Annotated in this window: 20 protein-coding genes and 2 tRNA genes; 9 read left to right on the top strand and 13 right to left on the bottom strand. The window is 60.2% G+C overall.

The features are described 5' to 3' along the window. Nucleotides 1-16: 16 nt before the first annotated feature. Both BGI27_RS12615 and BGI27_RS12610 read left to right on the top strand, forming a co-directional pair. Complete coding sequence (locus tag BGI27_RS12615) at nucleotides 17-340, top strand: DUF2322 family protein (protein ID WP_095525216.1); 324 nt, start codon at nucleotides 17-19, stop codon at nucleotides 338-340. Between the two features lie 61 nt (nucleotides 341-401). Continuing rightward, nucleotides 402-863, top strand: a complete 462-nt coding sequence (locus tag BGI27_RS12610) for a c-type cytochrome (RefSeq protein WP_095525215.1) — start codon at nucleotides 402-404, stop codon at nucleotides 861-863. Nucleotides 864-943: 80 nt separating this feature from the next. Here BGI27_RS12610 and BGI27_RS12605 read toward each other — a convergent pair whose 3' ends face one another. The 6 genes from BGI27_RS12605 to queA form a co-directional block, all read right to left on the bottom strand. After that, complete coding sequence (locus BGI27_RS12605; protein ID WP_170943035.1) at nucleotides 944-1636, bottom strand: cytochrome b/b6 domain-containing protein; 693 nt, start codon at nucleotides 1634-1636, stop codon at nucleotides 944-946. A 103-nt stretch (nucleotides 1637-1739) separates the two neighbouring features. Next, complete coding sequence (gene secF, locus BGI27_RS12600; protein ID WP_095525213.1) at nucleotides 1740-2762, bottom strand: protein translocase subunit SecF; 1023 nt, start codon at nucleotides 2760-2762, stop codon at nucleotides 1740-1742. Between the two features lie 18 nt (nucleotides 2763-2780). Then, a complete protein-coding gene (gene secD, locus BGI27_RS12595; protein ID WP_095525212.1) occupies nucleotides 2781-4622 on the bottom strand; it encodes a protein translocase subunit SecD in 1842 nt (613 codons plus the stop codon). Between the two features lie 60 nt (nucleotides 4623-4682). Next, complete coding sequence (yajC, locus tag BGI27_RS12590) at nucleotides 4683-5009, bottom strand: preprotein translocase subunit YajC (protein ID WP_095525211.1); 327 nt, start codon at nucleotides 5007-5009, stop codon at nucleotides 4683-4685. 72 nt (nucleotides 5010-5081) lie between these two features. Beyond that, the gene (tgt, locus tag BGI27_RS12585) at nucleotides 5082-6191 is read right to left on the bottom strand and encodes a tRNA guanosine(34) transglycosylase Tgt (protein ID WP_095525210.1); all 1110 of its coding nucleotides are present in this window, start codon (nucleotides 6189-6191) and stop codon (nucleotides 5082-5084) included. A 7-nt stretch (nucleotides 6192-6198) separates the two neighbouring features. Next, nucleotides 6199-7230, bottom strand: coding sequence for a tRNA preQ1(34) S-adenosylmethionine ribosyltransferase-isomerase QueA (gene queA, locus BGI27_RS12580; protein ID WP_095525209.1), 1032 nt, complete (start codon nucleotides 7228-7230; stop codon nucleotides 6199-6201). Nucleotides 7231-7283: 53 nt separating this feature from the next. Between queA and BGI27_RS12575 the strand changes: the two genes are divergently transcribed. Then, a tRNA-Leu gene (locus tag BGI27_RS12575) sits at nucleotides 7284-7368 on the top strand. Between the two features lie 775 nt (nucleotides 7369-8143). Here BGI27_RS12575 and BGI27_RS12570 read toward each other — a convergent pair. From BGI27_RS12570 to BGI27_RS12540, 7 genes are all read right to left on the bottom strand, one after another. Beyond that, a tRNA-Ser gene (locus tag BGI27_RS12570) sits at nucleotides 8144-8233 on the bottom strand. A gap of 67 nt (nucleotides 8234-8300) precedes the next feature. Further along, on the bottom strand, nucleotides 8301-8897 hold the full coding sequence (gene xpt, locus BGI27_RS12565; protein WP_095525208.1) for a xanthine phosphoribosyltransferase: 597 nt from the start codon (nucleotides 8895-8897) through the stop codon (nucleotides 8301-8303). A 102-nt stretch (nucleotides 8898-8999) separates the two neighbouring features. Beyond that, nucleotides 9000-10514, bottom strand: coding sequence for a lysine--tRNA ligase (gene lysS, locus BGI27_RS12560; protein ID WP_095525207.1), 1515 nt, complete (start codon nucleotides 10512-10514; stop codon nucleotides 9000-9002). Between the two features lie 98 nt (nucleotides 10515-10612). Further along, nucleotides 10613-11185, bottom strand: coding sequence for a rhomboid family intramembrane serine protease (locus tag BGI27_RS12555; protein ID WP_095525206.1), 573 nt, complete (start codon nucleotides 11183-11185; stop codon nucleotides 10613-10615). Next, complete coding sequence (gene bioA, locus BGI27_RS12550; RefSeq protein WP_095525227.1) at nucleotides 11182-12498, bottom strand: adenosylmethionine--8-amino-7-oxononanoate transaminase; 1317 nt, start codon at nucleotides 12496-12498, stop codon at nucleotides 11182-11184. Before bioA ends, BGI27_RS12555 begins: the two co-directional genes overlap by 4 nt. A gap of 31 nt (nucleotides 12499-12529) precedes the next feature. Then, nucleotides 12530-13015 carry an OmpA family protein gene (locus BGI27_RS12545; protein WP_170943036.1) on the bottom strand — a complete coding sequence of 162 codons (486 nt, stop codon included), beginning with the start codon at nucleotides 13013-13015 and terminating at the stop codon, nucleotides 12530-12532. A 26-nt stretch (nucleotides 13016-13041) separates the two neighbouring features. Then, a complete protein-coding gene (locus BGI27_RS12540; RefSeq protein WP_095525204.1) occupies nucleotides 13042-13791 on the bottom strand; it encodes a type 1 glutamine amidotransferase in 750 nt (249 codons plus the stop codon). Between BGI27_RS12540 and BGI27_RS12535 the strand changes: the two genes are divergently transcribed. The 6 genes from BGI27_RS12535 to BGI27_RS12510 form a co-directional block, all read left to right on the top strand. Continuing rightward, a complete protein-coding gene (locus BGI27_RS12535; protein ID WP_095525203.1) occupies nucleotides 13790-14437 on the top strand; it encodes a retropepsin-like aspartic protease family protein in 648 nt (215 codons plus the stop codon). The genes BGI27_RS12540 and BGI27_RS12535 overlap by 2 nt on opposite strands. Next, nucleotides 14437-15045 (top strand): CoA pyrophosphatase, encoded by a 609-nt coding sequence (locus BGI27_RS12530; RefSeq protein ID WP_095525202.1) that lies wholly within the window; start codon nucleotides 14437-14439, stop codon nucleotides 15043-15045. The genes BGI27_RS12535 and BGI27_RS12530 overlap by 1 nt, the downstream gene beginning before the upstream one ends. A 57-nt stretch (nucleotides 15046-15102) precedes the next feature. After that, complete coding sequence (locus BGI27_RS12525) at nucleotides 15103-16740, top strand: methyl-accepting chemotaxis protein (protein WP_095525201.1); 1638 nt, start codon at nucleotides 15103-15105, stop codon at nucleotides 16738-16740. A 105-nt stretch (nucleotides 16741-16845) separates the two neighbouring features. Continuing rightward, entirely contained in the window at nucleotides 16846-17766 is a 921-nt protein-coding gene (locus BGI27_RS12520; protein WP_095525200.1) for a CobD/CbiB family protein, read from the top strand. Between the two features lie 109 nt (nucleotides 17767-17875). After that, nucleotides 17876-18619, top strand: a complete 744-nt coding sequence (locus BGI27_RS12515; RefSeq protein ID WP_095525199.1) for an S-methyl-5'-thioinosine phosphorylase — start codon at nucleotides 17876-17878, stop codon at nucleotides 18617-18619. Next, nucleotides 18616-18866 (top strand): peptide deformylase (locus BGI27_RS12510; RefSeq protein WP_172425485.1); only part of this gene is annotated, 251 nt, incomplete at its 3' end. The genes BGI27_RS12515 and BGI27_RS12510, both read left to right, overlap by 4 nt.

Below are 18866 nucleotides of genomic sequence, written 5' to 3'. Positions count from 1 at the left end.
CACAGGAAACAAGGACATGGCCTTTGCCGACAATCTCAAACAACTTCCCGGTGTTTCCCATCTGGCAGCTATCGATTTATACGACGGTGAGACGCTTGCCGCACGCATCGAGCATAAACCCGGCCAGATCGGTTCGCTGGCGGTCTACAACCATCTGGCCCAGTTTTACGGAGCGATCACTGCGGAAGCCGCACAGAAGGGACTGGAGTTGTATGCGGAACATACCGAGGATGCGCGGCTGAATCCTGACAAACATCCCAATATCGATCGACTGCTGCAACTCGTGCTTGATGGCAAGACCTTGACGGTCAAGCATGTATTTGCCGGTACCGACAGCTGATCGGTGCTTGCCGCGTTTCCACCCAGGACGCTGAATCCGAAAACACAGAGAGGAAAAGGTCATGAACATCCGCCGTTTGCTTGTTTTCTTGAGTGCAGCGTTGTTGACTGGATCGGTATTGGCGCAGGCCAAGCCGGAGGACCAAGTGAAATACAGGCAGTCGGTGATGACCGTGACAGGGCGCAGCGTCGGCGTGCTCACAGGATTTGCCAAAGGGGCCGAGCCGTTCGATCAGGGCGTCGCGGCGCGGCATGCGGCCATCATCGCAGGGCTGGCAGAGATGCCTTTGGCACTGGGAGCTTTCGGGCCGGGTACGAATGTGGGCACGCATAAGGCCTCACCAAAGATCTGGAGCGAGCCGGATAAATTCCAGGCTGCATACGCACGCTTCGTGCAAGCGGCCCAGGCTTTGCCAGCGGCTGCCGGCGAGCAGAAGTCGCTGCAGGTTGCCCTGGGGGGAACTGGGCAAGACCTGCAAGGGATGTCACGACGATTACCGCGTGCGTTGATACGGCCGTGCTAGAGCAGTGACTGCGGCTTGAATGCAAGGCCGCATGAATTCTCGCTCAAAGGTGACAAAGGCCTGCCTTGTGCAGGCCTTTGTCATGCCCGGCTGATCAGCCACACTGCTACCGCGCAGAGCAAAAAGACAAGCAGCCCCAACACCCAGTGCCCTCCGCGCGACAACTGCGTCTCGAATTGCCTGGGCAGCGTTTTTCGTCCCGTGATCATCGGGGAGAGCAGGTCATCCTTCTTGAACAGCCTGTAGAACACGATGGCTGCAATGTGCAGAGCGATCAGCACTGGGATGATCCAGGCATTGAACAGGTGAGCACGGATCAACCAGTCTGCCGTGCTTTCGCTGACATGCTTGTAGAGCGGCCCCTCAAGCATGAAGCCATCGCTGATGAAAAGGCCGGAAATTGCCTGGAACGACAAGGAGGCAAGCATGGCGATCACCGAAAGTGCCCCCAGCGGATTGTGGCCCACCGAAGGCAGGGCACGTTGGCGAGCATCCCTCAGGAATGCGAACAGACGGCCTGGCCCTGGCAGGAAACTGCCGAAGCGGGCATGGCTGCCGCCAACGAACCCCCAGATCAGGCGGAACAGCAGCAGACTCAGTGCAGCGAGCCCGAAGCGCAGATGCCAGTCCAGTCCATCGGCCCAATCATCAGCCAAGTTGATGCTGAGCAGCGCACCGGCCACGCAAAGCAGCAGTGCCCAGTGGAACAGGCGCAGGGGCAGATCCCAGAGGAGAATGCGCTTCTGGTTTTCGGAGGATGAAGAGCTTTGCATGGATTTCTCCTGTGTCGGGTTTGCATTCATGATGGCTCAAAGATCGGCAAAGAAAAACGGCTCCCTCGGGAGCCGTTTCCTTTGTTGCGGGCCGTTTGGTTGATCAGACCACGGCTTCATCCTTTTTCACCGCAGCCTTGATGAAATGCTCGCGCGAGATGCCGAGCCACATTGCCATCGGGCCTGCCACCAGCACCGAGGAATAGATGCCGAAGCAGATGCCAATGGTCAGCGCGATGGCAAAGTAGTGCAGGCTGGGGCCGCCGAAGAACAACATACACAGCACCATGGCCTGGGTGCTGCCGTGGGTGATGATGGTGCGCGAAATGGTGCGGGTGATCGCGTGATCCAGCACCTGCGGAATGGTCATGCCACGCAGGCGACTGTTACGCAGGGTTTCGCGCACACGGTCGAACACCACCACGGATTCGTTCACCGAATAACCCAGTACGGCCAGCACGGCCGCCAGTACCGGTAGCGAAAACTCCCACTGGAAGAGAGAGAAGAAGCCCAGGATGATCACGACGTCGTGCAGGTTGGCGACGATGGTGGACACGGCGAAGCGCCATTCGAAACGCACGGCCAGATAGGCCACGATCCCCAGGATCACCACCAGCAGCGCCATTGCTCCGTCCGTGGCAAGCTCTTCGCCCACTTGCGGGCCCACGAATTCGACGCGTTTGACGTTGACGATTTCCTTGTCTCCCGCATCGAAACAGGCTTCGTGGGAAAGCTGTTCTCCTTGCGGGCCCTGGTAGCTGACACTGCGTACGGCACCCCTGGAGCTCTCGCAGATCGCACCGAAAACGGTCGTGGAGACGGCTGCCGAACTCTGATTCGTGCGGTTGGGCACGCGGATGAGGATGTCGCGAGTGCTACCGAAGGTCTGCACCTGCGAATCAGCCAGCCCTTGGGATGTCAGGGTGTCGCGGATAGGCTCAAGCGAAGATGGCGCCTGGGTGTATTGCAACTCCATCAGCGTACCGCCGGTGAATTCCACCGACAGGTGCAGCCCCTTGGAGAACAGGATTGCGACTGCGATCAGGAAGGTCGCGAACGAAATCGCGTTGAAGACCTTCGCATGACGCATGAAGGCAATGTCTTTCTTGATACGGAAGAGTTCCATGAATGTTCCCTCCTGCGATCAGTCTGCAGGTTTCCAAATATGGCCGATGGATACCGAGTCGATCTTGCGACGATAGCCATATACGAAGTTCGACAGCATGCGCGAAATGAGCACAGCGCTGAAAATCGAGGTCAGGATGCCCAAGCAGTGCACTACGGCGAAGCCACGAACCGGCCCGGAGCCGAAGGCGAGCAGGGCGATGCCGACAATCAGCGTGGTGAGGTTCGAGTCAAAAATCGTGTCGAACGCCCGGCTGTAGCCCTCGCTGATGGCCAGTTGCGGGCTGACGCCTGCTCTGAGCTCCTCGCGTATCCGCTCATTGATCAGCACGTTGGCATCGATGGCCATACCCAGTGTCAGCGCGATGGCAGCGATGCCCGGCAATGTCAGCGTGAGCTGGAACAGGGAAAGCAGCGCGATCAGCAACAACAGGTTGGCTGCAAGGGCGAGCGTGGAGATCAGACCGAAGCCGACATAGTAGATGCACATGAAAACCGCGATAACGGCGAAGCCCCAAGCTGTCGAATGGAAGCCCTTTTCGATGTTGTCCTTGCCCAGACTCGGGCCGATCGTGCGCTCTTCAATGATGTCCATCGGCGCAGCCAGGGAGCCGGAACGGATCAGGATGGCCAAGCGATTGGTGTCCTGCGTGGAGAAGCTGCCGGTGATCTGGAACTGGTTGCCGAATTCGCCCTGGATATTGGCGACCGAGATGACTTCACCCTTGCCCTTTTCAAACAGGATGATTGCCATCGGTTTGCCGATGTTGTCGCGCGTTACCTGGCGCATGACGTTGCCGCCAGCGGCATCCAGACGCACCGAAACGGCAGGACGCTGGTTGTTGTCGAAGGTGGATTGCGCGGAGACGAAACGGTCTCCGGTCAGCACTACCTGCTTGCGTACGGCCACGGGCAACTCGCGCCCGTCACGCAATTCGGGATAGGTGTCGACACCCGCCGGAGGATCCATGGGGTTGACGTTCTCGGCCACCATGCGCACTTCCAGCGTGGCAGTCCGGCCGATCAGATCCTTGGCGCGGGAAACATCCTGGATGCCAGGCAGCTGCACCACGATGCGATTGGCTCCCTGTTGCTGGATCACGGGCTCCGCAACGCCGAGCTCATTCACTCGGTTGTGCAGGGTGACGATGTTCTGCTTGATCGCGTCTTCCTGGATCTGCTTGCGCGCCTGTTGGGAAAGCGTGGCGAGCAGCAGGAAATCCTGCCCTTCGTTGCGTTCCTGGAATTGCAGATCGTTACGGGTGGCGGTGATCGCGTCGCGAGCCGCGTTGCGATCCTCGGCGCTACGCAGGCGTGTCGTGATCTGTTCGCCATCGCGGCTCACGCCACCATGGCGGATCCGCTTGTCACGCATTACGCTGCGGAAATCGCTGGCGGTAACATCCAGCTGCTTGGTGATGGCGCCATCCATGTCGACTTCGAGCATGAAGTGCACGCCACCGCGCAAGTCCAGACCCAGGTACATCGGCAGGGCACCGATCCGGGTCAGCCATTCAGGGCTGGCGGATAGCAGGTTAAGGGCGACCACGAAGGAAGGGCTTTGCGGATCGGGGTTGAGCGTATGCTCAATGAGATCCTTGGCACGGGTCTGGGTTTCAACGTCGGACAGGCGGACGCGCAGCCCCGTGGCGTCACGGAGCTTGCCGGTCGGGTTGATGCCGGCAGCCTTGAGCGCCTCATCGATCCGGCGTTCAACACCATCATCTACGCTGACGGTGGAACGCGCGGCAGAAATCTGGACTGCAGGCACTTCTCCGTAGAAGTTCGGCAGGGTATAGAGGAAGCCCAAGATCAGCACCACGGCGATCATCAGGTTCTTCCAGAGCGGATAACGGTTCATGATGGGAATCTGGGCAGAGAAATGGAAGAAAGCCCCGGCTTGGCGCCGGGGCTGTCATGCTCAGGCGTTCTTGAGCGTGCCCTTGGGCAGCACGGCAGCGATGGCCGGCTTTTGCACAGTCAGCTCGACGCCGCTGGCCACTTCAACTTTGACGAAATTCTCACCCACGCTGGTCACCTTGCCAGCGATACCGCCATTGGTGATGACCTCGTCGCCTGCAGCCAGCGCGTCGACCATTGACTTGTGCTCCTTGGCCTTCTTCATCTGCGGGCGGATCATGAGGAAATACAGCACCACGAACATCAGTACCAGCGGCAGCATTCCCATCCAGCCGCCACCAGCAGGGGCGCCAGCGGCGGTTTGAGCGAAAGCGTCAGAAATCATCATCAGACTCCAGGTCGTGTAAAGCAAAGAAGCGCGCGAGTATAACAGTCCCGGCCCGCGCATATCCGGCATGCGTCAAGCGCCACGTTGTCGTTCGATGGCGAAGCGGGCCTGGAAGGCCGGGTAGTCATCCGTCTCGATGGCTGCGCGGATTTCTCGCATCAGGTGTTGGTAATAATGCAGGTTGTGGATCGTCATCAAGCGTGGCCCCAGCATCTCTTGGGCACGATCCAGGTGGTGCAGATAGGCTCGCGAGAAATGGCGGCAGGTGTAGCACTCGCAACTCTCATCAATCGGTCGGGTGTCCTGTTTGTGCTTGGCATTACGGATCTTCAGATCCCCCCAGCGGGTGAACAGCCAGCCGTTGCGAGCATTGCGGGTAGGCATCACGCAGTCGAACATGTCGATGCCTTGTGAAACGCCGTAGACCAGATCTTCCGGAGTCCCCACGCCCATCAGGTAATGCGGCTTCCAGGCTGGCAGGCGAGGGCCAGTGTGCGCCAGTACACGGTAGAAATCTTCCTTGGGCTCGCCGACCGACAGCCCGCCGATGGCGAAACCGTCGAAATCGATTCCTTCCAGCACGCCCTGCGATTCATCACGCAAGTCTTCGTACATGCCCCCCTGCACGATACCGAACAGCGCATTGCGATTCTCCAGGCGATCATGTTCGTCGCGAGAGCGGCGCGCCCAACGAGCTGACATGCGCATTGATTTCGCTGCTTCGTCGCGGGTCGCAGGGTAGGGCGTGCACTCGTCGAAGATCATCACGACGTCGCTATTCAACCCGTGCTGGATCTGCATCGAGATCTCCGGCGTGAGGAAGAGCTTGTCGCCATTGATCGGAGAGGAAAACTTCACGCCTTCCTCGCTGATCTTGCGCAGTGCGCCTAATGAGAACACCTGGAAACCACTAGAATCGGTCAGGATCGGTTTGCTCCAGCCCATGAAATCATGCAGGCCGCCAAATTGTTTGAACACCTCCATTCCAGGCCGCAGCCACAGATGGAAGGTATTACCCAAGCAGATCTGTGCGCCAATATCCAGCAACTCATGGGGGCTCATGGCCTTTACCGTGCCGTAGGTGCCTACCGGCATGAATACAGGCGTTTCAACGATGCCGTGAGCCAGATGCAGACGCCCCCGGCGTGCTTGGCCAGAGGTCGAGAGGAGTTCGAATTTCATCAGAGAGTCAGTTTCTTTCTAGAAGCATTGCGTCGCCGTAGCTGAAGAAGCGGTACCGCTGCTCGACGGCATGCGCATAGGCGCGGCGGATTGTATCCATTCCGGCCAGTGCCGAGACCAACATCAGTAATGTGGACTTCGGCAGATGAAAGTTGGTGATCAGTCCGTCCGCCACGCGAAAATCGTATCCTGGCGTGATGAAGATGCCGGTTTCGCTGCTACCCGCCCGCAAGGTGCCGGCCTGCGCTGCGGATTCGACCGCACGCAACGAAGTGGTTCCCACGCAGATAACGCGGCCACCCGCGGCACGCGTGGCTGCCACCGCATCGACAGTATCCTGTGGAATCGAATACAGCTCGCGATGCATCTTGTGCCTGGAAAGATCCTGCTCGCGCACTGGCTGAAAGGTGCCTGCACCTACGTGAAGGGTCACGAAAGCCCGGCGCACGCCCATAGCAGCCAGTTCTGCAAACAGTGATTCATCAAAATGCAGCCCTGCTGTGGGGGCGGCCACGCTGCCGAGTTCGCGGGCGTATACCGTCTGGTAGCGGGATTCGTCGCTTTCCGTGGCGGCGTGTTCGATGTAGGGCGGCAGCGGCAAGCGGCCGTGACGCTCGATGTAATCCACCGCCATGGCATCCGAAGGGAAACGGAGCTGGAAGAATTCATCGTTGGCTCCTGCGCGCCCCACTACTTCGGCATCGAAAGCTTCCATCAGGCGCAATCGGGTTCCAGGCTTGGGCGACTTGCTGGCACGTACCATGGCCAGTACTTCGTGATCGCCGATAGGACGCTCGACCATGACCTCTACCTGGCCGCCGGTTTCCTTCTGGCCGAACAGTCGTGCATGCAGTACCCGGCTGTCGTTGAATACCAGCAGATCGTTTGCACGCAGCAGTTGTGGCAGGTCGCGGAAAGCGCGGTCTTCAAGTGCATCGGGCTTCGCTAACAGCAGTCGCGAGGCGGCGCGATCAGCGAGTGCATGTTGGGCAATCAGTTCGGGAGGGAGTGGGTAATCGAAATCGTCGAGAGAAAGCATGAAATCTGGCTTGAGTTGCTCAAGGGCATCGTGGATAATGCGCGCCTTCCCGTGCCGGGATGGCGGAATCGGTAGACGCAGCGGATTCAAAATCCGCCGCCGCAAGGTGTGGGGGTTCGAGTCCCCCTCCCGGCACCATCAGCTGACAGACAGTGTCGTTGAAGCCCTTTCGGGGCCGCGAAAGATACACGATCTGTAGGGGTGCGAAGCGGACGGGGTTTGCGTGATGACATAACGCGTTCGGGCTTATTTTTGCGAGCGCAAGCTGTACGATAAACGATTCGTACAAGCGTTGGTCAACATGGCGAGGCTTCCGCAACGGAAGCCCACAAACAGACTGAACAGGTTCTGGCATCCGTCCACTCCGGCGGCCCCCCAAGGCAGATCGTAAAATCAACACAACTGTGTAAAAGTCATGTCCCTTTACTTTTGGTAATGTCGCAGACGACTACATCCGCGAGTGTTTGGAGTTGGGTAAGCTGACGCCGCATACGATCAAGCATGGTCTGCAGACATGGCGGGGGCGCTGGCTTACAGGCTTCCGGCAATACAGATACCAAGCAGGTGATCGTGGACCTGAAGAAGGAGACGAATATCAAGCGGGCCGGCTAAGGCGTTGCGTTTTGCGCGGGCGCGCTTCAAATTTGTCACGGGAAATGAGAAATCTACCGGTGCAGGCGGCAAACCGATTGTAGCGACCAGCCTTCAGTGCTTTCTGTTCCGTCAATTCATCGGGCAGCCCAGCTAAGCCGTCGTCTCAGGGCACTAGACACACAGGGCGTTATCGATAGTGACGCTGAGTTGTCCCCGTTCATGCTGGGTAGTGATTCCGTTGAAGCGGGAGCGTAAATATGAGCGGAATGTGGGTAGGACAGGAACAAAAAAAACGCCCTGTAGGGCGTTTTTTTATTTGTGGCGGAGAGGGTGGGATTCGAACCCACGGTAGGCTTACACCTACGCCTGATTTCGAGTCAGGTACATTCGACCACTCTGCCACCTCTCCGCGAGTCGCGCATTATATAAGGTCTTGCTCAGAAGTCCAGCGCCCGCTGTTTTTTCGTGCGTTTTCTTCAGGCCTTGCGCAGGATCGCCTTGCCGTCGACCAGTGCATCCACTTGGGCAAGCGTGACGACTGGCACGCCGGCGGCTTCCATCAATTGATGCCCCTTCTTGAAGCTCTTGGCGACGAGGAAAGCAGCTGCCACGGGGGTGCAGTCGGCTTCCTTGGTGATATCCACCAATGCGGCGGCTGTACGGCCGTTGGAGAGGAAGTCGTCGACGATGGCGACCCGTTGCCCGGCCGTGAGGTACTTCTGGCTAACCACCATCTTCACTTCACCACCTTTGGTGGGGGAAGGAATGCAACGGGAGAGCGCGGGGACTTCCACGTCCGGATGGTATTTCTTGCCATACACCATCGGAATGTCGAGTTCGAGCGCTACCATCAGTCCGGGAGCGATGCCGCTGGCTTCAGCCGTGAGGATCATGTCCGGCTCGAACTGGCGCAGCCGGGCGGCGATTTCTCGCGCCATGCGCTGCATGAACCTGGGTTCGATACGATGGTTGAGGAAGTGGTCGATCTTGAGGATTTCGTTGCCCTGGACGATGCCTTCGCGTTCGATGCGTTCGGCCAGTTCAGGCATCGGGCTGATCAGAGAGAAGTTCATGGTTATGTGTATTCGAAAGTGAGTGCGGAATGCGGGGCCTGAATGCGAGAACCGGGCTCGTGTGGAGGCGAGCCCGGTTCGTCGGGGGTCTTGCTGTGCGCCTTACTCCGGGCGCATCTGTGGGAAGAGGATCACATCGCGGATCGCGGGGCTGTCTGTGAGCAGCATGACCAGGCGGTCAATGCCGATGCCGCAACCACCCGTGGGCGGCAGGCCGGTTTCCAGCGTACGGATGTAGTCTGCATCGTAATACATCGCTTCTTCATCGCCGGCATCCTTGGCCTTGGCCTGTGCCTGGAAGCGGGCAGCCTGATCTTCTGGATCGTTGAGCTCGGAGAAAGCGTTGGCAATTTCACGGCCGACGATGAAGAGCTCGAAGCGCTCGGTAATTCCAGGGTTCTTGTCGGAGGCTCGCGCCAGCGGAGAGACCTCTACCGGGTAGTCGATAATGAAGGTCGGGTTCCACAACTGAGCTTCGGCAGTTTCTTCGAAGAAAGCCAACTGCAATGCGCCAAGACCGACCTCGCCCTTCGGCAGAGCCTTCCGCTTGGCGAGTTCCTCGCGCAGCCATGCTTCGTCGTTGAGCTGGGCTTCGGTGAATTCCGGGCAGTACTTCACGATCGCCTGTACGACGGTGAGGCGATCGAAAGGCTTGCCGAGGTCTAGATCCCGCCCCTGATACTGGAATTGCTCGGTACCCAGTGCTTCGCGTGCAGCGTGACGCAAGAGACCTTCGACGAAATCCATGAGCGTACGGTAATCCGCATAGGCTTCATAGAATTCGATCATCGTGAATTCCGGATTGTGGCGTGGCGAAAGGCCTTCGTTGCGGAAGTTGCGGTTGATCTCGTAGACTTTTTCCAGACCACCGACGACTAGGCGCTTGAGATACAGCTCCGGCGCGATGCGCAGGAACATCTGTTGGTCCAGCGCGTTGTGGTGCGTGATGAAGGGTTTGGCCGAAGCCCCGCCGGGAATGGGGTGCATCATCGGCGTTTCCACTTCAAGGAAGCCGTGACCATCCATGTAGCGGCGGATCGCCGAGATCAGCTTGCTGCGTGCCACGAAAGTGGCTTTGGACTCTTCATTCGTGATGAGGTCCAGATGGCGCTGGCGGTAGCGTTGCTCGATGTCCGCCATGCCGTGAAATTTGTCCGGCAGTGGGCGCAGGCACTTGGAAAGCAGGCGGATCGTGTCCGACTTCACGGACAGCTCACCAGTCTTGGTCTTGAACAGGGCGCCGGTGGTACCAACGATGTCACCGATGTCCCAGGTCTTGAAGTCCGCATAGATCCCTTCGCCCACACCGTCACGGGTGACATAGAGCTGGATCCGGCCGGACATGTCCTGGATGGTGATGAATGAGGCCTTGCCCATCACGCGCTTGAGCAGGATGCGTCCAGCCACGGTCACGCTGACCGATGCGGAATCCAGATCTTCGGGGGATCTGTCACCGTAGGCATCGTGCAGCTTCTGCGCGAGATTTTCGCGGCGAAAGTCGTTGGGATAGGCTTTGCCTGTTTTGCGCCACTCAGCCAGTTTGTTGCGGCGTTCCGCGATGATGTGATTCTCGTCCTGAGCGGTCTGCTCGGCTGGCTGGGTGTTCTGATCGGACATTGGGTGGCTTTCCGTACGCGTATGGTGCGAGCAGGGTGGCTCGCTGAAAGGCTCGCATTTTGACTGATTGGCGCGGCGGTGTCACATCTGGTGATGCATCAATTCCGGCGGATGCCCCAGAGCAGGCCTGCCAGCGCGCCGCCAGCATGGGCCGACCAGGAAACGCCGTCCTCCATCACTAGCAGTTGGGGCAGCAGGGGCCAGAAAAGATATAACGCCAGCCCAGCCAGCAGCAGCCGCCAGAGCAGGGTGCCAAAGTGTTGCCCGGTTGCATGGAAGCCGCCCAGCAGGAACCCCAGGTAGGCGAACACCAGCAGGCTGGCTCCGAGATGAACGCCGGGACTACCGATCAGCCAGACAATCAGGCCGCCGCTGATGGATAGCACCAGCGTAAGCGCACAGGCCTGTGTCCAGCGCTGCATGCGCAAGGCGAAGAGCGTTGCGAGCGGCACAAGCGCAACGCTGTTGACCAGCAGATGCTGGCCGTTGGCGTGAAACAGAAAAATGAACGGCAGAGGGATCAGCCCTTGCCAGGTCCTGGGGACGATACCGGGTGTCAGGCCGGTAAGCTGCTGCATCCCGAAACCAAGCCAGACCAGCAGCGTCAGCCCCACGGCGAAACCGATCGCATGCCCCAGCCGCTGGCTGGCACTGTGCAGCGCGCGTCTCATTCAGCCAGGGTTTCATGTAGTGTTTTGAAAGTCTGTTCGCCCAGCCAGCGGCTTTGTGTTTCGTCCAGGACATAGGGCGGCATCCAGTAGACCGTATTGCCGATCGGCCGCAGCAGCAGGCCATTCTCCAGGCCTCGCGCGAAACAGCGGCGGGCGAAGTCCGCCGACACTCCCTCGACATCGAAGGCGAGGATCATGCCTTGCTGGCGTAGATGGCGGATCGCTGAATGCTCACCGATGGGCATGGCCGCTTCTGCCAGCCAGCGGGCTCTCTCGCGGTTCATGCTCAGCACATCCGCCTGCGCGAACAGATCCAGTGTGGCGAGCGCCGCCGTACAGGCCAGCGGATTGCCGGTATAGGAATGCGAGTGCAGGAATCCACGCCGGGTGTCGTCGGCGTAGAAGGCCTGATAGATCGCGTCGGTGGAAAGCACCAGAGAGAGCGGCAGGTAGCCGCCCGAGATGCCTTTGGAAAGACACAGGAAATCCGGCCAGATCCCGGCGGCTTCGCAGGCGAAGAAATTACCCGTGCGTCCGCAGCCAACCGCTATCTCGTCGGCGATCAAATGGACTTCATATCGATCGCACAAGGCTCGGGCCTGTTGCAGATAGACCGGGTGATACATCGCCATGCCGGCGGCACACTGCACCAGGGGTTCGACGATCAGCGCGGCGATCTCCTGGTGGTGTTCGGCCAGTGTGGCCTCCAGCGCCGCTGCGGCACGCAAGGCATGGGCTTCGGCGGATTCGCCGGGCGCCGCCAGACGAATGTCCGGCGAAGGCACGGTGCCGGCCGCCCGGACCAGTGGCGCATAGGCCTCACGGAACAGCGGAATGTCGGTTACGGCCAGCGCACCCACGGTTTCCCCGTGATAGCTGCCCGCAAGGCTGAGAAAGCGTGTTTTGCCCAGGCGGCCGCCGTTGCGCCAGTAATGCAGGCTCATCTTCAGGGCGATCTCGGTGGCGGATGCGCCATCCGAAGCGTAGAAGGCGTGGCCGAGCACATGGTTCGTAAGCGCGGCAAGGCGTTCAGATAGCTCCACGACCGGGCCATGCGTGAAGCCTGCAAGCATCACGTGTTCCAGGCGTTCGAGCTGCTCACGCAGAAGGGCGTTGATATTTGGATTGCAATGGCCGAAGAGGTTGACCCACCAGGAACTGATCGTGTCGAGAAGGCGCCGACCATCCTCTGTGTAAAGCCAGGGTCCTTCCGCACGGGCGATGGGGATCAGCGGAATCTGTTCGTGCGCCTTCATCTGGGTGCAGGGGTGCCAGACGGCGGCAAGCGAACGTTGCAGCAGCGATGCAGCCATGGTGCCTTGTGCGGAGTGCAGCGAGGACTGATCAGGGGTGCAGCCGAGGCTGCACGCGCAGGTCAACCCTGCGTGCTTCCTGCATGTCGGCCCCCGGCACTTCCTCCGGGCGGCGCAACACGATCCTGTGTTCCGGCACACCGGCCATCAGCAGGGCGGCCTTGGCCGAGAGCGCACGCTCCCTAGCCAGCTCGGCATTCCTGGCCGGATCGCCGGATGGGTCGTGAAACCCCGAGATCAGTACAATGCTGTCCGGCTCCAGTTGCGTGGCTTCCCAGATCTTCTGGATGGCGCCCCGCGAATCGTTGGCCAGTTCCGACGCGCCGGGGTTGAAATAGATGGTGGCCAGTGGCTCGCCAAGTGGCGGCGTCTCCTCCGGCGTCAGTGTCGGGACCGACGGAGCGGAAAAGGGGTCGAGCAGCGTGATGGTGGTCACGGCGGCAATGGACAGCGCCAACAGCGCGCCGACCAGAAGCCGGAGAGGCGGGGTGCCAATCCTTTCGTCGTTGTCCTGCATGCGGAAACCCTGAGTCTGCCTGTGGATCATTCGGAAGGCGGGAGTGTACGCGCAAGTTCGCGCGCATGCACACCAGCCAGCCATTTCTCGTAGAGCCCATGAGCCACGCGACGCATCTCAGGCAACGCGGTGGCGGTCCGTTCATTCAAGGCCCTGGCGCTCTGAATGGAATTCAGAGGGGCATCGGGCGCAGAGAGTTCATCGTGCCAATTCGTAACCCAGCCAGCGATCAGCGTCTCGGTCATTTCGACATGACATTGCATGCCCAGATGGGGCCCCAGCGCGAAGGCCTGATTGGCGCAATGCGTGCTGGCAAACAAGGGGATGGCGCCATCGGGAAGGGTGAATGTTTCCCCGTGCCAGTGAAAGGCCGCGAAATCCTGCTGGCCCGGCAGCCATTCGTGGGCGGACTGATTATCAGCGACCTGCACGTTGCCCCATCCGATCTCGCGTACCGGGTTGCGCGTGACTACGCCGCCAAGCGCCTTTGCCATCAACTGGCCGCCCAGGCAGTGGCCGATCACCGGAATATCCTGCATCACGGCACGACGGATCAGGGCCAGCTCGGCTTCCAGCCAGGGTAGTGGATCATTGACGCTCATTTCTCCGCCCATGAAGCACAGCCCAGCAAAATCCAAGGGAGACTCCGGTATGGAATTGCCAAGGTCTGCACGGAAGAGCCGCCAGGGCAATCCGTGGGCATCGAGAAAGCTGGCAAAATAGCCTGGCCCGACCAGGGCGCTGTGCTGGAAGATGGCTATGGGACGGGAAATCATGTGCAAAGGATTGCTGCGCGGCTTGACGGGATTGATTCTAACGGGCTTCGTCGGGCTTGCGGCGGCACAGCAAGTCTCGCTGACCGGTGTCATGGGCGGCAAGGCACTGCTGGTTGTCGATGGTGGCAAGCCGCGCCTCGTAGCACCTGGGCAGAGTGCTGGCGATGTACGCGTGGTCAGCGTGGCTCAGTCCTCCGCCGTGATTGAGGTCGCCGGGCTGCGGCGGGAGCTGCACCTGGGAGAAACCCAAGTCAGCGTGGGGCCTCGCACGGGCACGGCACGGCAGGTCACATTGATCTCCGATGCTCGAGGCCATTTCGTGACATCAGGCAGCATCAATGGCGCCAGTGTCAGTTTTCTGGTTGATACTGGGGCCAGTTCGATCGCCATGAGTACCGGCGCTGCAACCCGAGCGGGCATCGATTACCGCAAGGGTGAGGCCGGTCTGAGCAGTACGGCCAATGGCGTGGTGCAGACATGGCGTGTGCGCCTGTCGCGCGTGACCGTGGGCGATATCACGCTTTACGACGTCGACGGTGTCGTTCTGCCTGCAGATATGCCCTATGTATTGCTGGGGATGAGTTTTCTCAATCGAATGGAAATGCGCCGGGATGGCAGCACCATGGTGCTGACCCAACGTTTCTGATGTCGTTCTCGAATCCGCCACCAAGCGTGGAGCAGCTGCGCCAGCATGCGCCCCAGGCATTGGCAGGGTTCTCTTGGCAGCCTCCCTGGCCTCTGCAGGAGCGACAGACGCCCGCTGCGGTGTTGGTCGGTCTGTTGCCACGGGCGCATGGTCTGCAATTGGTACTGACCCGGCGCACCGACCACCTTTACCATCATGCCGGACAGATCAGCTTCCCGGGTGGAAGGCAGGAAGACGAGGATGCTGGTCTGATTGCCACTGCCCTGCGTGAATCGAACGAGGAGATCGGGTTGCTGGCCAGGGATGTCGAAGTGCTCGGGTGCTTGCCGGAATATGCGACGCCCAGCAACTTCCGCATTACGCCCGTGCTGGCCTTGCTGGCACCCGAAGCAGCGCTGCAGGCAGATCCTTTCGAGGTGGCCGAGATTTTCGAAGTACCCCTGGCCTTTGCCTGCGATGAGAGGAATTACCAGGCGCATCGCATCCATTGGCAAGGAGGGCTGCGGGAAATTCCTGCATTGCCCTGCAACGGACGTTTCATCTGGGGAGCCACCGCCGGCATCCTGCAGATGCTGGCAGCCTTCATGGCCGGTATTCCACGGGCTTAGCTGGTCCAGTTTCCTCGCGCAATGCCGTAACAACGCAGATCCTGCGGGAGAAGCATCATGACCATTCGCAAGAAACTCATCCTGCTGGTACTGATCAGCGCGTTTTCCGTCATCCTGCTGGGAGGCTACGGCCTGTGGCAGACATGGGGGCTGTCCGCCCGATTGGTTCAGGGGCTGGATCAGGCCATGCAGCAAAGCGCGTTACAGCTTTCCGTGGCTCAGGCGCAAATTCGCTTCAAGACGCAGGTGCAGGAATGGAAGAACATCCTCATCCGCGGTAACGATCGGGCAGCCTATGAGCGTTACTGGCGTCAGTTTGAGGACGAGGAAAAATGGGTAGCCGAAGCGCTGACGCAGGTTGCCGGTCAGATGCAGTCCGGTGGTATGGATGCAGCGCCAGCCCTGGCTGCTCTGGGGGAGTTGAAGCTGCTTGGTGAGCGCTATCGTGCGGCCTTGAAGGAGTTTGACGGAGAGGATGCCGAGGCCGGCAAGCGCGTGGATGTGGCCGTACGGGGAATGGATCGTTCCTTGGCAAGCGCGCTCGACAAGCTGGAAGAAGAGATCGGCTCGCACGCCAGAGCCAATGCATTGGCGCGCGGGCACGAGGCCCAGGCGGTGGCTAGTGCGTCGGCCTATGTCACGGCAACGGTGGCTGTCGTGGTACTGCTTTTGCTCGCCATTTCCGGCTGGCTTGTCGCGCGCTCCGTCTTGCGTGCGGTGACGGGCCTGCAAGGTACGATGCAGAAGGTCGAGCAAGACTGGGATCTTGCGCTGCGAGCGACCGCTCAGGGCGGCGATGAGCTAAGCCAGTGCGCTGTGGCGCTCAATGCCATGCTCTCTCGCTTTCAGCAGATCGTGCAGGGCATTCATCGGCAGGTGGAGGCTCTGCAGATACAGAGTGTCAGCATCGCTTCAGCCGTCCAGCAAGTCAGGGAAGCGGCCGATACGCAAAATGGCTCTGCTGCGGCAGTCGCTGCCGCCATCGAGGAGCTCTCGGTGAGCGTTGGTCAGGTCGGTGACGCGGCGCAGGAAGCAGAGCAGCTGGCCCACGAATCACGCACCGGTGCGGAGCAGGGCGGGCAGAGCGTCATCGCGGGTAACCGCCAACTGGAGGAACTGCTGGCGCGCGTGCAACTGACGGCGGATAAGCTGGCAACCCTGGGGAATCATTCCGATGCGATCAGCGGCATCGTACAAACAGTCAAGGAAATTGCCGATCAGACCAATCTTCTGGCATTAAACGCCGCCATTGAGGCCGCTCGCGCCGGTGAGCAGGGGCGCGGCTTCGCCGTGGTGGCCGATGAGGTTCGCAAGCTTGCCGAAGACACAGGGCGGGCGACTTCGCGCATACAGGAGCTGGTCAACCTGATTCAAGGCAGCACACGTGATGCCATTCAAGATGCCCATGGCGTTGTGGAAGGATTTGAACAGCAGATGCGGCAGGCACGGGAATCTGGCTCCCTGATGGAAGGGATTGCCCAGGCGGCGGTGCATGCCAGTGCTGCCAGCGTACGAATCAATGACGCACTGCGAGAGCAGACTTCGGCGAGTCAGTTGATTGCCGGTCAGGTGGAGCAGATCGCCAGCATGAGTGAATCAAACACGCAGGCCGTCGGCATAGTGGATCAGGGGACGCGCAGCCTGCACGCGCTGGCGGCTGAACTGGCCCAGGCTGTACGGCGTTTCAAGGTCTGAACGCCTACGCTTGCGCCCGAACTGCCGCAAGGCATTCCGGCGAGGCATATGCTATCTTTCGTGCCCTGCCCGCATGCCTTTAAAGCTTTTTCCCCAAGCTCTCCGATGACTCTCCTCGCGCTTGTCCTGACCCTGGTCCTCGAACAGTTCCGTCCGCTCAATGCGGCACGCTACCTTCACCCTGCGCTCATTGCGCTGGGGCAGTTCTTCGAGGATCGTTTCAATGACGGACAGGCCCGGCATGGCGTGGTTGCCTGGTGCCTGCTGGTGTTGCCGCTGGTCGCGGTGGTCGGCGGGCTGCATTACTGGCTGTATTCGGTGCAGAGTGTGCTGGGCTTGTTGTTCGATGTGGTCGTGCTGTATCTGACCATGGGCTTTCGCCAGGCCAGTCACTTCTACACGCGCATCCACGCAGCTCTGCGCGCGCAGGATCTACCTTTGGCGCGCCAGCAGATTGGCGCCTGGCGTGGCCGTCTGCACGAACAGAGTGGCACCCACGAGATCGTGCGCCTGGCGCTGGAACAAGGGATCATCGGAGCACATCGTCAGGTCTTCGCGATCTTCGTCTGCTTCGTATTGCTTGGGCCTGCCGGTGCCGTGCTGTACCGCCTGGCAGACTTCTACGCGCGCCATTGGGGGGCCGCGCAAGGGCCCGAGATGGGAGATTTCGGGCTGTTCGCCCGCCAGGCCTTCACCGTGATCGAATGGTTGCCGGCACGTGTGACTGCAATGGCCTTTTCCATCGTGGGTGACTTCGAGGATGCCGCTTACTGCTGGCGTACCCAGGCCAATCTCTGGCCGGATCGCAACGAAGGCATTCTGCTGGCTGCAGGTGCCGGAGCGCTGGGTGTCCGTATCGGACAGACTATCCAGCAAAGCGGTGAATTGCTGGAGCGCCCGGAGCTGGGGACGGGCGACGAGGCGGAGGTCGAATATCTGCAGAGTTTCGTCGGTCTAGTACGGCGGACGTTGGTACTCAACGTACTGGTATTACTGATGCTCAGCCTGACACGCTTCGCTGCCTGAAAGCCTCTTCCTCGTTTTACAGTGGGCTCCGCTGACGGGTTTTGAGTGACAGGGCTGTTTCAGGGGGCGTGCTAAGATTCCTGCCCCTGAATCTGGAACCCGTGCGTACATGATTGCAATCATCGGCGGCAGTGGCCTGAGCAAGCTTTCCACCCTGGACATCGATCGGCGTGAAGTGGTGCGTACGCCATACGGGGAACCTTCCGGCGCATTGCAGTTTGGTCATATCTGCGATCAGCAAACCGTTTTCATTGCCCGCCACGGCTACGGTCACACGATTCCGCCGCATGCTGTGAACTACCGAGCCAACATCTGGGCGCTCAAACATGCCGGCGCAGAGGCCATCATTTCGGTGGCCTCCGTCGGCGGTATTGCAGAGCGTTTCAAGCCGGGTTCGCTGCTGGTGCCGGATCAGATCATTGATTACACCTGGGGCCGCAAATCCACCTTCTTCGATGGCCCAGACCAGGAAGTAGTACAGGTCGATTTCACTGACCCTTATGATTCCGGCCTGCGTCAGCGCATCCTGACCGCCTCGGCCAAGGCCGGCGAGACGATCTTTGACGGCGGTACCTATGCGGCCACACAGGGACCGCGCCTGGAAACGGCGGCCGAAATCACGCGTCTGGAGCGTGATGGCGCCGATGTGGTCGGCATGACCGGCATGCCTGAAGCAGTGCTGGCGCGCGAGCTTGAGCTGCCCTACGCGGCAATCCTGGTGGTGGCCAACCATGCGGCCGGTCGCGGTAACAGCGAGCATCGGATCAGCATGGACCAGGTGGACATCACGCTTCAGAAGGCCATGGCACGTGTGCGCAATTTGCTGCAGCATTTCTGCTCGAGCTGCACATGATCCATACCCTGTTGCGCATGGGAGACCCCCGCCTGCTGCAACGCGCCCGCGAGGTGGAGTCGTTCGGCGCCCCTGAGCTGTACGCACTGGTGGCCGACATGTTCGAGACCATGGCGCAGGCCGGAGGCGTTGGACTGGCCGCGCCACAGATTGGCGTCGACCTGCGCGTGATCGTGCTGGGTATGGAACACAGAGTAGGGAGGGGGGAGAAACCGGACGGGGTGCTGGGGGTGAAAACGGCCGGAAA

The organism is Candidatus Dactylopiibacterium carminicum (assembly GCF_014736495.1).
Taxonomy (GTDB): Bacteria; Pseudomonadota; Gammaproteobacteria; order Burkholderiales; family Rhodocyclaceae; genus Uliginosibacterium; species Uliginosibacterium carminicum.
This window is presented reverse-complemented; position numbering and strand designations above follow the sequence as displayed.

What these genes read in the sequence shown, in the direction of transcription:
- BGI27_RS12525 (WP_095525201.1), top strand. Translation starts at nt 15,103, where the DNA reads ATGACCATTCGCAAGAAACTCATCCTGCTGGTACTGATCAGCGCGTTT.
- BGI27_RS12520 (WP_095525200.1), top strand. Translation starts at nt 16,846, where the DNA reads ATGACTCTCCTCGCGCTTGTCCTGACCCTGGTCCTCGAACAGTTCCGT.
- queA (WP_095525209.1), bottom strand. Translation starts at nt 7,230, where the DNA reads ATGCTTTCTCTCGACGATTTCGATTACCCACTCCCTCCCGAACTGATT.
- tgt (WP_095525210.1), bottom strand. Translation starts at nt 6,191, where the DNA reads ATGAAATTCGAACTCCTCTCGACCTCTGGCCAAGCACGCCGGGGGCGT.
- BGI27_RS12615 (WP_095525216.1), top strand. Translation starts at nt 17, where the DNA reads ATGGCCTTTGCCGACAATCTCAAACAACTTCCCGGTGTTTCCCATCTG.
- BGI27_RS12605 (WP_170943035.1), bottom strand. Translation starts at nt 1,636, where the DNA reads ATGCAAAGCTCTTCATCCTCCGAAAACCAGAAGCGCATTCTCCTCTGG.
- secD (WP_095525212.1), bottom strand. Translation starts at nt 4,622, where the DNA reads ATGAACCGTTATCCGCTCTGGAAGAACCTGATGATCGCCGTGGTGCTG.
- BGI27_RS12545 (WP_170943036.1), bottom strand. Translation starts at nt 13,015, where the DNA reads ATGCAGGACAACGACGAAAGGATTGGCACCCCGCCTCTCCGGCTTCTG.
- xpt (WP_095525208.1), bottom strand. Translation starts at nt 8,897, where the DNA reads ATGAACTTCTCTCTGATCAGCCCGATGCCTGAACTGGCCGAACGCATC.
- BGI27_RS12555 (WP_095525206.1), bottom strand. Translation starts at nt 11,185, where the DNA reads ATGAGACGCGCGCTGCACAGTGCCAGCCAGCGGCTGGGGCATGCGATC.
- lysS (WP_095525207.1), bottom strand. Translation starts at nt 10,514, where the DNA reads ATGTCCGATCAGAACACCCAGCCAGCCGAGCAGACCGCTCAGGACGAG.
- BGI27_RS12540 (WP_095525204.1), bottom strand. Translation starts at nt 13,791, where the DNA reads ATGATTTCCCGTCCCATAGCCATCTTCCAGCACAGCGCCCTGGTCGGG.
- BGI27_RS12610 (WP_095525215.1), top strand. Translation starts at nt 402, where the DNA reads ATGAACATCCGCCGTTTGCTTGTTTTCTTGAGTGCAGCGTTGTTGACT.
- bioA (WP_095525227.1), bottom strand. Translation starts at nt 12,498, where the DNA reads ATGGCTGCATCGCTGCTGCAACGTTCGCTTGCCGCCGTCTGGCACCCC.
- BGI27_RS12530 (WP_095525202.1), top strand. Translation starts at nt 14,437, where the DNA reads ATGTCGTTCTCGAATCCGCCACCAAGCGTGGAGCAGCTGCGCCAGCAT.
- BGI27_RS12515 (WP_095525199.1), top strand. Translation starts at nt 17,876, where the DNA reads ATGATTGCAATCATCGGCGGCAGTGGCCTGAGCAAGCTTTCCACCCTG.
- BGI27_RS12535 (WP_095525203.1), top strand. Translation starts at nt 13,790, where the DNA reads ATGTGCAAAGGATTGCTGCGCGGCTTGACGGGATTGATTCTAACGGGC.
- secF (WP_095525213.1), bottom strand. Translation starts at nt 2,762, where the DNA reads ATGGAACTCTTCCGTATCAAGAAAGACATTGCCTTCATGCGTCATGCG.
- yajC (WP_095525211.1), bottom strand. Translation starts at nt 5,009, where the DNA reads ATGATGATTTCTGACGCTTTCGCTCAAACCGCCGCTGGCGCCCCTGCT.